The following is an 11,443-nucleotide window of genomic DNA, read 5'->3' on the forward strand; positions in this document are numbered from 1 at the left end:
ACGCGCCTAGCGTCGGGGGCATGCCCAAGGTCACCTACTTCACCGCGACATCACTGGACGGCTACGTCGCCGATGAGAACAGCTCGCTGGACTGGCTCTTCGAGACAGAGCACGGCGACGATGAGACCTCCTGGGAGCGGCTGATGGCGGAATCGGCTGCGCTGGTGATGGGTGGCACGACGTACCGCTGGATGATCGACCACGATCCGGAGATGCTGACGGGGCCGGAGAAGTGGCAGGAGTACTACGACGAGCGGCCGGTGTGGGTGTTCACGCACGCGACCGACCTGCCGAAGGTCCAGGGCCCGCAGGTGCAGTTCGTGCAGGGCGACGTGAAGCCCGTCTACGACGAGATCGCGGCCACCGTCGACGGCGGGATCTGGCTCGTGGGCGGTGGCGACCTGGTCGGCCAGTTCGACGACGCCGGTCTGCTCGACGAGGTCGTCGCAGGGATCTGCCCGGTCACCCTCGGCGCCGGAGCGCCATTGCTCCCCCGCCGCATCACCAGCAAGCGGATGAGCGTCATCGACGTCCTGCAGACCGGCCAGCAGGTGCAGATCCGCTACCGGATCGAGAGGCGCTGAAAGCCCCCGCTGCCGCCCGGCCCCGAGGCCACGCACCCACGAAAGTGGAGCACATCCGGGCGACCCGGGAGTTGACTTTAGCGGGTCCTGTTCTCCTGGGTGACACCGGGTCGTAACCGGTTTACAACCACCCGAATTGACTATGCCCCGCTGGGCATCTCGCTGCGAGGATTCAGCGGCCACATCCCACCCATTCGAAAGCACGATCATGTCTCGTCTTCGTGCCGGCGCACTCGCGCCTGCGCAGAAGCCCATGACGGCTGCCCTCATCCTCGGGCTCGTCATCGGCGTCTTCTCCCTCATCGGACTCACCGCCACCAAGGCCGACGCGGCAGTGCCGCCCAAGCCCACGGTCGGCACCTGCTACAACTACGGCTGGACCGCCTACAGCGCTTGGTCCCAGACCGGCAAGAAGGTCTCGTGCAGCGATGCCCACACCGCGAAGACCATCGCGCTGGGCACCCTCGTCGCCGGTACGACGCGCACCGAGGCGTCCATCACCCGCGAGGCCAACTACTCCCACATGGTCAAGACGTGCGTCCGTGCGCTCAGGGACAAGCTGGGCAGCACCTACTCGAAGCGGAACCAGTCGGCGTACGACGCGGCGTTCTTCGTGCCGAACGTCGAGCAGTTCAACGCCGGCCAGCGCTGGTTCCGTTGCGACGTCGTGCTCCCGGGCAAGGGCACCCTCAAGAACCTGCCGACCAACCGGGCGAGGTTCCTCGAGGGCGTATCCCTCACCCAGCGGACCCGTGGCTGCATGAGCTCGACGTACGCCGGGCCGTACTCCTGCCTGAGCTCGCACACCTACAAGTCGATCTCCGCCTTCAAGAAGGCCGGTACGACCTACCCGACCAAGGCCTCGTTCGAGCGGGCCGTCGGGCTCAACTGCCCGGCCCGGACCCGGGCCTACAGCACGCCGTCCAGGTACGAGTGGCAGACCGGCGACCACTGGGTCGTCTGCTACGAGCGGAACAGCAACTGATCCGCTGATCGGTCACGACGCGTCGATCCCCCGGGGTGCTCCCCGGGGGATCGGTGCATCTGCGGGTGGTCCGGTCAGCCGCGCCACGCCTGCTCGGAGGAGAGATCGGCGTGCTGGACGACCCAGGAGTGCATCGCGATCGCCGCGGCCGCGGAGGCGTTGATCGACCGCGTCGAGCCGAACTGGGCGATCGAGAAGGTCCCGTCGACGCTCTCGCGGGCCTGTTCGGAGAGCCCGGGGCCCTCCTGCCCGAACAGGAAGCAGACCGACTTCGGCAGCTCCATGGTCTCCAGATGGAGCGAGCCGGGCAGGTTGTCGATGCCGAGAAGGCGTACGTCTCGTTCATGGAGGTACGCCGCGAGCGCGGGCACGTCCGGGTGGTGATGGACGTGCTGGTAGCGGTCGGTGACCATCGCGCCGCGGCGGTTCCAGCGGCGGTTGCCGACGATGTGCACCTCGGCGGCAAGGAAGGCGTTGGCGGTGCGGACGATGGTGCCGATGTTGAAGTCGTGCTGCCAGTTCTCGATGGCGACATGGAAGCCGTGGCGGCGCCGGTCGAGGTCGGCGACGATCGCCTCGAGCGTCCAGTAGCGGTAGCGGTCGACCACGTTGCGGCGGTCGCCGTTGGCCAGCAGCTCAGGGTCCCAGTGCTCTCCCTCGGGCCATTCACCTTGCCACGGACCCAGGCCGACCTCCGGCTGCCCATGGGGCATCGGGTCGTACGGCGCTCGGGATTCAGCCTCGGACGGTCGTGTCTCGTTCATCGGCTGATAAGAATATTCGACAACAAGAGTTGTTACCTATGGGTACCGTAGGGCGGGTGACAGGTGCAGGGAATTTTGCGCCGATGTTGGCCGGTCTGGAATGGATGAGCCCCGATTTTCTGCTGGCCACTTTCGGCGAGCCGCTCTTCTGGATCAGCCTGATCATCATCTTCATCGAGTGCGGTCTCTTCTTCCCGTTCCTCCCCGGTGACAGCCTGCTGATCGCGCTCGGAATCTTCATCGCCACCGGCAAGATCGACATCTTTCCCGGGCCTCCCGGCGTCGAGATCGTGCTCGCGATGCTCTTCTTCGTCGCGGCGGCATTCGCCGGCAACGTGACCGGCTATGAGATCGGCCGAAAGATCGGTCCGCGGCTCTATGAACGCGACGGCCGCTTCATCAAAAAGAGGCATTTCGACCAGACCCGTGAGTTCTTCGACAAGCACGGCAACAAGGCGTTGGTGATCGGCCGGTTCATCGCTTTCGTACGCACCTATGTCACCGTCGTCGCCGGAGTCACCCACATGGACCGACGACGGTTCTACTTCTGGAGCCTCGTCGGCGGCGTGCTGTGGGTGCTCTCGGTGACGCTGTTCGGGTTCTTCGTCGGGTCCCGCTGGCCCTGGCTGGCCGACAACATCGACTACCTGATCCTGCTGCTCTTGGCGCTCGCGTTCCTGCCCGCGATGGTGGAGTGGTGGCGCCGGCGGCGTACGGCCTCCCGGCTCGCCGGGGACCTCGACCACGACGGTCACGCGGACCGCGACATCCTCGGCATGGCGGTGCAGCCGCGCACGCCGGCGGACGACGACGCCGACACCCGGGCGGACCGCTAGCGCGTCAGGCGCCCCCGGGCGAGTCGCTCCAGGGCCTCCTCGATCACCTCGCGCTGCTTGGTGAAGGTCCACCTGACCAGCTGCTTCCCCGCGTCCGTGTCGTAGAACCCCTGCAACGGGATGGCCACGACGCCGGCCCGCTCGGGCAGCGCCCGGCAGAACTCCAGCCCGTCGTCCCAGCCGAGGTCGGTGATGTCGGAGACGGCGAAGTAGGTGCCCTCCGGGATCGTCACGTCCAGGCCGATCCCCTTCAGCCCGTCGCAGAGCAGGTCGCGCCGGCTCTGCAGGTCGAGGGCGAGCTCCTTGGGCCAGTGGTCGAGATGCTCGAGCGCGTACGCAGCGGCCGGCTGCAGCGGGGCACCGGAGGTGAACGTCAGCCACTGCTTCGCCCCCAGCAGCGCCTGGACCAGGTGCTCGGGGCCGGTCGCCCAGCCGACCTTCCAGCCGGTGAAGGAGTAGGACTTGCCGATGCTCGACAGGGTCAGGGTGCGCTCGCGCATCCCGGGGAGCGTCGCGATCGGGATGTGTGGCGTCCCGTCGAAGGTCAGGTGCTCGTAGACCTCGTCGGAGACCACCGTCAGGTCGTGCTCGACCGCGAACGCGGCGACCGTCCCCAGCTCCTCGCGGGTGAGCACCGTGCCGGTCGGGTTGTGCGGGGAGTTGAGCAGCAGCACCTTCGTCTTCGGCGAGACAGCGGCCTCCAGCGCCTCGCGCGGCAGTCTGCCGCCCGCCGCGGACGCGTCCAGACTCAGCGTCACCGGGCGACGTACGCCGCCTGCGAACTGCACCATGGCCGGGTAGCTGTCGTAGTAGGGCTCGACGAGGATCACCTCGTCGCCCGGGTCGATCAGGGCCAGGATCGCCGCCGCGATCCCTTCGGTGGCGCCGGTGGTCACCACGACCTCGCGCGCCGGGTCGAAGGTCAGGCCGTAGTGGCGTTCCTGGTGGGCCGCGACCGCCTCACGCAGCGCCGGGACACCCGGGCCGGGGGCGTACTGGTTCCGTCCGCCTTCGAGGGCAGCGACGGCTTCCTTGATGACCTCGTCGGGTCCGTCCACGTCCGGGAAGCCCTGACCGAGGTTGACCGCGCCGGTGGCGGCGGCCAGGGCGGACATCTCGGAGAAGATCGTCGGCGGGATGCCGTGGAGTCGTCGCGCAGTCATACGACTTAGGCTAGGGGCCGTGACCACGGACCAGACCCTTGCTGCCGACATCGACGCCACCTGCCGCCTGCACGGGGAGTTCACGCTCCGCTCGGGGCAGGTCAGCGACACGTACTTCGACAAGTACCTCTTCGAGGCGAACCCGGCTCTGCTGGACCGCGTCGCAGCACGGATGGTCGAGCTGCTCCCGGAAGGGACCGAGCTGCTCGGCGGCCTCGAGCTCGGTGGCATCCCGATCGTGACCATGGTGTCGGCCAAGACCGGCATCCCGGCGATCTTCATCCGGAAGAAGGCCAAGGAGTACGGCACCGCCAAGCTCGCCGAGGGCCCGTCCTTCGAAGGCAAGCGCGTGACCCTGATCGAGGACGTGATCACCTCCGGTGGTGCCGTACGCGACGCCGTCAACGCGCTCCGTCCGCTTGGTGCGGTCGTGGACACTGTGGTGTGTGCGATCGACCGGTCGCCCGAGCCCGGCGAGTCCCTGCGCGACGTCGAGCTGGAGATCCGGTCGGTGCTGACCCGGGCCGACCTGGACGCGGTCAACGCGGCCTCCTAGGGGAACCACAGCTCAGGTCGCTAGGCTTCGGCCGCCCCGGCCCACCCACACACTTCGAAGAGAGCATCATGATCCTCACCGCCACGCAGCCCGAGGAGCTCACCGGCGTCGCCGGCTGGGCGGTCGACCTGATGGACAAGCTCGGCCCGGTGGGTGCGGGGCTCGGCATCGCGCTGGAGAACCTCTTCCCTCCGCTGCCCTCGGAGATCATCCTGCCGCTGGCCGGGTTCACCGCCGCGCAGGGCCGCTTCACGATCGCCGAGGCGCTGATCTGGACGACGCTCGGCTCGGTCGTCGGGGCGCTCGTGCTCTACCTGATCGGTGCCGCCATCGGCCGTGAGCGGGTCTACTGGGTCGGCGAGAAGCTGCCGCTGGTCAAGACCTCCGACCTGGAGAAGACCGAGGCGTTCTTCGAGAAGTACGGCGCCTGGACGGTCTTCTTCGGCCGCTTCATCCCGATCTTCCGGTCGCTGATCTCGGTGCCCGCCGGGGTCACCCGGATGCCGATCTGGAAGTTCCTGCTCCTCACCACCGTCGGCTCGGCGATCTGGAACACCATCTTCGTCGTCGCCGGCTACCAGCTGGGCGACAACTGGGAGAAGGTCGAGCCGATCGTCGGCCGCTTCCAGAACGTCGTCATCGTGGTCGTCGCGGTCGCCGTCGTGGCCTGGATCGGCCTGCGCGTCTACAAGATCGTGCGCGGATCCGACAACGGGGCCAAGGACGACTCGCTCGTCTCCTGACCCCGCTGTCGGGATCGGCGTCAGTCGGTGAGCTCCTTCATCTGGACGTTGCGGTAGTAGACGGTCTCGCCACCGCCGTGGTTCTGCATGCCCACGAAGCCGGCCAGGTCGCGGGCGGGATCGGTGCTGGTGAAGTCGTTCACCAGCTTCCCGTTGAGGAAGATCCTGACGTTCGATCCCTCGACGCGGATGTCGTACGAGTTCCATGATCCGACCGGCTCGAGCGCGGCCGAGATGGCCTCCGGATCGGCTCCCTGGAAGGTGTAGATGGCGCCGGTGGTGCGGTCCGGGGCGTCGCTGGCGTCGATCTGGACCTCGTAGCCCTGGTTGACCGCGACCCACGGGTCGTTGCCGGGGTTCGGGAAGCCGATGAAGACGCCGCCGTTGTCATCGCGGACCAGCTTCCAGTCCAGCCTCAGGCTGTACTCGCTGAACTCCTTCTCGGCGTACCACAGCAGACCCAGGCCGTTGGTCGTACGCAGCGAGCAGTCGTCCTGCCGTCCGAACGATCCCGGTCCGGCCATGCGCCACGAGGCCAATGACCTCAGGGTGCCGTCGAAGAGCGACGTGTAGCCCGGCGCGGGTCGCTGCGGCGTACAGATGTCCTCGCCGCCGCCGACCTTGAGGGAGTCGAAGTTGACGTTCCCCTCGTCGCCCTGGTCATAGCGCAGGGTGATCCGGTTGACCCCGGCCTTCAGCCGCATCGACCGGGTCGCGGTGCCCCAGGTCTGCCAGTCGCCGGTGGACTCCAGCGCCCACGGCTCGACCTCGATGCCGTTGAGGTAGACCGAGACCCGCTTGGTGCCAGGCGCGGGGTGGGGGCCGTTGGCGTAGCGGAGCCGGACCGGGTAAGTCCCGGCGCGATCCACCTTCGCGTCGAAGGTGACCGAGGCGCCGACGTTGCCGAAGCCCGCCACGAACCCGGAGCCGGAGTAGCCGTTGTGCTCGACGGCGACATCGGCGCTGCCTCGCAGGGTCGCCTGCTCCGCCTCGAGGTAGTTGCGGTCGGCCGGCGAGACGTACCCCGGGATCTCGTTGAGGGTGTACCAGGCCTCGGTGTTCCACAGCTCCTCGCCGCCCACGCCGGTGAACGGCCGCGGCGAGCGCAGGTGCACGACCCGGCCCTCCTCCAGGCCGTCCACGGTGAGGGTCACCGAGGTGCGGTCGTCGGACACCGTGGCCCGGGAGACGAACAGCGGTCGCTCGTCGACCTTCGGACCGCCGTACGACGGGCGCGGGGCGTAGCGCCAGTGGGTCATCCGGAACGCCGCGTTGGGATCCGCGGCGATCTTGTCGACCGTCTCCTGGGACAGCGCCTGGGTGTAGCGGATCTTGAAGCCGTTCTTGGTGGCGCGCATCTGGTGCATGTCGAACGCCTTGCCGTCGGTCGGGCTCATCCGCTGCAGTCCGTAGCGGAGCTTGCCCGGCTCGCTCCAGTTGCCGGCCTCGCCGATGCCGCCGACGTAGATCGATCCGTCGGGGCCGAGCAGGGTGCGGTTCACGCCCGCCTCGAGGCCGGCGGACCAGCGGAAGACCGCGCCCTGGTACTCGCCCTCGACCTTCTCCAGGAAGCCGCGCTGCAGGCCGCCGTAGGTGACGTCGCCGAAGAGCATCTGACCGGCGTACGCACCCTTCTCGAGCATCATCGGGCTGCTCGGGGAGTTGCCGATCTCGCCCTGCGGCACCCACAGGGCGGGGCCGGTGACGGGCTTGTCATCGAACGGGCCGGACGGGTTGGTGTAGTGGTTGAAGAACCTTCCGGGCTTGACGTGCACCAGCTTGGAGCTGGGCAGCCAGGCACCCTGGTTGTCCATCACGAACAGGTCGCCGCCGGGCCCGCGCATCATCCCGTTGGGCGTACGCAGCCCGCCGGCGAGGTAGGTGACCTCACCGGTGTCGCGGTCGATCTTCAGTGTCGTGCCGCGGTTGCGCGCCGGCTGCGGGTCGGTGGTCGCGCCGCCGAAGTTGATGGCGACGGACAGGTTGACGTAGAAGCTCTCCTCGTCGTGGAGGAGGCCGAAGGCGAACTCGTGGAAGTTCTCGCCGAAGGGCCACTCCGCGACCTTCCGGTGCTGGTCGTAGAAGCCGTCTCCGTCGGGGTCGGTGAGCTCGGTGAGCTGGTCGCGCTCGGAGACGAAGATCGACTCGCCGATGACGGCGACGCCCATCGGGTTGAACAGGTCGGTCGCGACCTTCTCCACCGTGACGTCCTCGGGCCCGGTGGCGGTGCGGGGGTTGCTGAGCAGGAAGATCTCGCCCGGCTCGGGGTCCTCGACCCAGCCAGAGGGGCTCACCGACCCGGAGGTCACCACGGCGAGCCGGCCGTCCGCGGCCCAGTCCATCGCGGCCACCATCGGCTCGAAGCCCTCCGGCCGCAGGTCGGTCAGGTCGTACCCCGGGTGGACGCTGTCCAGCTGCATGCCGTCACCGGCCGTGTCGTCCTGTCCCTCGCAGTACTTCGTGCCGGGCGCGGTCACGCGCACCACCCCGGCCTCGGTGCTCAGGACCTCGGTCGGCACCAATGCGAAGTCAGCGGCACCCGGCGGGCGCCACTGCAGGCGCAGCACCTCACCGCCGCCGTCCTCGAAGTGCTCCACGCGCAGGTCGTGGTAGCCCTCGCTCAGGGTGACGGTGCCGTCCTTGGCGGTCTCCCCGTGGAGGCCGTCGTGGTCGATGACCTCGTCGCCGTCGATGACCAGCCGGGAGCCGTCGTCGCTGATCAGCCGGAAGTCGTAGGACCCGGCGGTGGCGATGTTCAGGTTGGCCAGCGCGTGGGAGATGAACCGGTCGGCGAGGCCGAAGTCGGCGGGCGAGTCGTAGTCGATCAGCGAGGTGAGCTTGTCGACGTTGGGCGTCTGACCGGCGCGCAGCGTGCACAGCTGGTCGATGGGTCGTGCCATGTCGTAGGTGCGCAGCGTGACTCCGGGCTCCTGCGGTGGCAGGTCCGCCTGCTCAGCGGCGGTGGCCGGGCCACTGCCGAGGAGCGCGGCCACGACCGACAGGCCGGCGAGTGAGCCGAGCACGGCCCGGGACGGGGGGATATGGATCATCGGGGCCTCCACGAGGGGATGTGACGAGTGCCACACCTGAAGGTAGGGGCGCCGACGAACTTCGTCAAGAAGTTTTGGAACTTTCGCAAGTCAGTTTGCAATGTCCTGACTTGGCTGGGCCCTCGGTCGTCAGAGCTGCTGGTGCGTCGGCGGTCCTGCGCCCGGCATCGACGGCGGCTGCCAGGGGTCGGCAGGCTTCTTCCGGGCGAACCAGTTGCCTGCCCTGCCGACGAACAGCATCAGCAGCGCGGCGATGATCAGCGCGGGATAGAGCACCACGAAGAGCGAGAGCAGCGCGGCGACCGAGCCGACGACGGTGAGCAGGATCCGGGCCACCTTGGAGCGGAACAGCACCATGATCCCGAGCGGGATGGCGATCAGGCTGAGTACGCCGCAGACGGCGAACCAGATGATCATCGCGAGCGTCACGCCCTTGTCCGAGGACGTCGGGTCGTTGTAGTCGGCGATCCCCGCGGGCACCATGAACACCGAGATCAGCAGAGCGATCACCGACCCCACGATCGTCATGACCGACGCCGCGACCACCGTCCCCGGCCGGGTGTCGGGATCGGGCTGCGGATAGTGAGGGCGAAGGTACGCCGGGGGCTGCTGACCCATCGCGTACTGGCCGTAGGCCGGCGGCGGCTGACCCCATCCCTGCGTTTGCGGGGTGGCGTACGGCGTAGGCGGCGGCTCCTGGCCCTCGAACGGCGGCTTGCCGCCGTAGGGGTTGTCGAAGGAGCCGTACTGATCGGACATGCCCGGAGCCTATCCGGCCGAAAGTCTCACCCGCCCTGCCTTATCGCCTCGGACTCTCGCTTCGGCCGCGGAACCAGGCCGCGACCTCGGGGCGCAGCATGAACGTGAAGGTCGCGACCGCTGCAAGCGAGAGGACGACGGCATACAGAAAGGCAAGCGCGAAAAGGAGCAGGGACAGCGCCGAGATGCCAGCGGAGATCGTCAGCGCAATCCGGGCCCAGGAGTGGCGGCGGAGCGCGAAGGCGGCGAACACGGCAGCAGCGACGCAGACGAGTGCGACCAGCACGGCAGTGATCCAGACCGAGGCGACGATGATGTCGGTGGTGTAGAGCCCCGCCATCTCCCGCATCCTCGGGTCGCTCTCCGCCTGCTTGCGCACCTGCTCGAGGATCAGGTCGGGGTTGGCGGTCGCGGTCACCGCCGAGGCGAGCATCATCAGCGCGGTCAACCCGGAGCCGATCCAGGTGAGCACCGCCGCCGCCGTCACGGCGCCCGGACGGCGCTTGGGCGCTGCCTTGGTGGGCTGGGCGATCGCACCGGTCCACGGCGGCGGCTGCTGCTGTGAGAGCCGGGCCGGTCCGGAGGTCGAGCCGGTCGCGGTGGTCGATGCTGTCGGGGCGGACGACGCGGTCGGGGCCTCAGACGGAGCCGGCGCGACGTACGACTCCTGGTCGGAATCGCCGCTGTCGAGCGCCTCCCGCTTCGTGGGCGAGACGCCGTCGAACCAGTCGCGGGTGGGCGACATCCACAGGAGTACGACAGCCACCGCGGACAGCGTGGACCAGAACCCTCCGCCGAACATGCCGGCGAAGAAGAGCGGCGCCGCGATGACCGTGAGCGCGAGCCTGGCCTGCTTGTTGCGCTGCAGCACGTGCCAGCCGAGGATCACCCCCGCGGCCGCCATCGCGCCGGTCACCAGCGCCATCACGTGCATGAGGTCGAGGATGTTGTCGAGGCCGATCCCCGAGCCGGCCAGCGGCCGCTCGGCCAGCACCTCCTCCACCCGCTCCCGGGTGTCCAGGCTGCGCAGCCCGGAGATCTGGTCCCAGGCCGTCACCACGGTGAGCAGTGAGCCGAGCACGATGAGCCACCCGGCGAGGGTGGCCTGACCGGGGCGGGGAAGCTTCGTTTCAGACATGTCGGGAACCATTTTCTCATCCCTGCCAACCCCACCAGTCGAGAGGGCGGCCGCGTCGGCCGAGACGTCGCCTACGTCGGCCGAGAAGTCGCTCGCGACGGCCGAGTGCGCACGGCGGTGACAGCTCGGCCGACGCGGGTGACGCTTCGGCTCGCGCAGGCGACGCCTCGGCCGACGGGAGCGCCTATTCGGCGCGCAGGCGGTCGAAGGCCTTGGGTGCGGTGAGACTCGGAAGGGCCTCGGCGATCTCCTTCGCGCACGCGGCCGGGGTCGCGGTGGTGGAGTCGACGCGGATGTCGTACGCGTGCGAGTAGACCAGGATCTGCGAGCGGGCGAGGCCGGCGGGACGGTCGCCGCGGGCGGCCTCCCGGCGTTCGAGCTCCTCCGGCGAGCACCAGACCTCGATGAGGGTGACGTCGTAGCCGTCGAGCACCTCGAGCAGGTCCTCGAGCCGCCACGCCTCGCTCAGCGGGTAGTCCATGATCACGTCGTTGCCGACCGACGCCAGGGCCGCGACCGCGCGGTGGTAGCCGAGCCGGGTCCGCCGCAGCATCTCGGCGATCCCGGCGTCGTCGAGCTCCCGCGTATGGACCGTCGACCGCATCCCGCTGATCCCATCGACCGGCACGAAGAACCACGGGTCCTCGAGCAGCGGCAGCAGCTCCTGTCCGATGCTGCTCTTGCCCGAGCTCGACGCACCGTTGAGCAGGATGATCCGACCGTTGCGCACGCGAGGAGCCTACTGCCGAGGCGTCACGTACGTCGGGCGGGGGGGGGGCGGCGTAGCGCCGCAGGCGGAGCGGGTGGGGGCACCCCCAGGTAGAATAAGGGGATGGCGGCGCGGACCGCGGCGGGGCGGGAAACG

General features: G+C 68.7%; 11 protein-coding genes. 5 read left to right on the forward strand and 6 right to left on the reverse strand.

From position 1 onward, the window contains the following. Positions 1-20 precede the first annotated feature (20 nt). A complete protein-coding gene (locus ABT304_RS13545; protein ID WP_350715842.1) occupies positions 21-584 on the forward strand; it encodes a dihydrofolate reductase family protein in 564 nt (187 codons plus the stop codon). 253 nt (positions 585-837) lie between these two features. Then, positions 838-1,569 (forward strand): septum formation family protein, encoded by a 732-nt coding sequence (locus ABT304_RS13550; RefSeq protein ID WP_350715844.1) that lies wholly within the window; start codon positions 838-840, stop codon positions 1,567-1,569. Positions 1,570-1,643: 74 nt separating this feature from the next. Here the strand turns inward: ABT304_RS13550 and ABT304_RS13555 are convergent, their stop codons facing one another. Beyond that, the gene (locus ABT304_RS13555) at positions 1,644-2,333 is read right to left on the reverse strand and encodes a TrmH family RNA methyltransferase (RefSeq protein ID WP_350715846.1); all 690 of its coding nucleotides are present in this window, start codon (positions 2,331-2,333) and stop codon (positions 1,644-1,646) included. Between the two features lie 104 nt (positions 2,334-2,437). On the opposite strand from ABT304_RS13555, the gene ABT304_RS13560 reads away from it, so the two are divergent. Continuing rightward, the gene (locus tag ABT304_RS13560) at positions 2,438-3,169 is read left to right on the forward strand and encodes a DedA family protein (protein ID WP_350715847.1); all 732 of its coding nucleotides are present in this window, start codon (positions 2,438-2,440) and stop codon (positions 3,167-3,169) included. Here ABT304_RS13560 and ABT304_RS13565 read toward each other — a convergent pair. Continuing rightward, positions 3,166-4,332, reverse strand: a complete 1,167-nt coding sequence (locus ABT304_RS13565) for an aminotransferase class I/II-fold pyridoxal phosphate-dependent enzyme (protein ID WP_350715849.1) — start codon at positions 4,330-4,332, stop codon at positions 3,166-3,168. The two genes, ABT304_RS13560 and ABT304_RS13565, sit on opposite strands and share 4 nt — an antisense overlap. A gap of 19 nt (positions 4,333-4,351) precedes the next feature. On the opposite strand from ABT304_RS13565, the gene pyrE reads away from it, so the two are divergent. Further along, positions 4,352-4,888, forward strand: coding sequence for an orotate phosphoribosyltransferase (gene pyrE, locus ABT304_RS13570; RefSeq protein WP_350715851.1), 537 nt, complete (start codon positions 4,352-4,354; stop codon positions 4,886-4,888). 68 nt (positions 4,889-4,956) lie between these two features. Next, positions 4,957-5,631 carry a DedA family protein gene (locus tag ABT304_RS13575; RefSeq protein WP_350715853.1) on the forward strand — a complete coding sequence of 225 codons (675 nt, stop codon included), beginning with the start codon at positions 4,957-4,959 and terminating at the stop codon, positions 5,629-5,631. A gap of 20 nt (positions 5,632-5,651) precedes the next feature. Here ABT304_RS13575 and ABT304_RS13580 read toward each other — a convergent pair whose 3' ends face one another. The 4 genes from ABT304_RS13580 to ABT304_RS13595 form a co-directional block, all read right to left on the reverse strand. Beyond that, positions 5,652-8,681, reverse strand: a complete 3,030-nt coding sequence (locus tag ABT304_RS13580; protein WP_350715855.1) for a 3-keto-alpha-glucoside-1,2-lyase-like domain-containing protein — start codon at positions 8,679-8,681, stop codon at positions 5,652-5,654. 129 nt (positions 8,682-8,810) lie between these two features. Further along, a complete protein-coding gene (locus ABT304_RS13585) occupies positions 8,811-9,440 on the reverse strand; it encodes a hypothetical protein (RefSeq protein ID WP_350715856.1) in 630 nt (209 codons plus the stop codon). A 40-nt stretch (positions 9,441-9,480) separates the two neighbouring features. Next, positions 9,481-10,578, reverse strand: coding sequence for a hypothetical protein (locus tag ABT304_RS13590; protein WP_350715858.1), 1,098 nt, complete (start codon positions 10,576-10,578; stop codon positions 9,481-9,483). A 184-nt stretch (positions 10,579-10,762) separates the two neighbouring features. Then, entirely contained in the window at positions 10,763-11,308 is a 546-nt protein-coding gene (locus tag ABT304_RS13595; RefSeq protein WP_350715860.1) for a chloramphenicol phosphotransferase CPT family protein, read from the reverse strand. Between the last annotated feature and the right edge of the window lie 135 nt (positions 11,309-11,443).

The organism is Nocardioides sp. NPDC000445 (genome assembly GCF_040300245.1).
In the GTDB taxonomy this organism is placed as follows: Bacteria; Actinomycetota; Actinomycetes; order Propionibacteriales; family Nocardioidaceae; genus Nocardioides.

Coding starts and splice junctions, on each gene's coding strand:
- ABT304_RS13545 (WP_350715842.1), top strand. CDS start 21: ATGCCCAAGGTCACCTACTTCACCGCGACATCACTGGACGGCTACGTC.
- ABT304_RS13550 (WP_350715844.1), top strand. CDS start 838: ATGACGGCTGCCCTCATCCTCGGGCTCGTCATCGGCGTCTTCTCCCTC.
- ABT304_RS13555 (WP_350715846.1), bottom strand. CDS start 2,333: ATGAACGAGACACGACCGTCCGAGGCTGAATCCCGAGCGCCGTACGAC.
- ABT304_RS13560 (WP_350715847.1), top strand. CDS start 2,438: ATGAGCCCCGATTTTCTGCTGGCCACTTTCGGCGAGCCGCTCTTCTGG.
- ABT304_RS13565 (WP_350715849.1), bottom strand. CDS start 4,332: ATGACTGCGCGACGACTCCACGGCATCCCGCCGACGATCTTCTCCGAG.
- ABT304_RS13575 (WP_350715853.1), top strand. CDS start 4,957: ATGATCCTCACCGCCACGCAGCCCGAGGAGCTCACCGGCGTCGCCGGC.
- ABT304_RS13580 (WP_350715855.1), bottom strand. CDS start 8,681: ATGATCCATATCCCCCCGTCCCGGGCCGTGCTCGGCTCACTCGCCGGC.
- ABT304_RS13585 (WP_350715856.1), bottom strand. CDS start 9,440: ATGTCCGATCAGTACGGCTCCTTCGACAACCCCTACGGCGGCAAGCCG.
- ABT304_RS13590 (WP_350715858.1), bottom strand. CDS start 10,578: ATGTCTGAAACGAAGCTTCCCCGCCCCGGTCAGGCCACCCTCGCCGGG.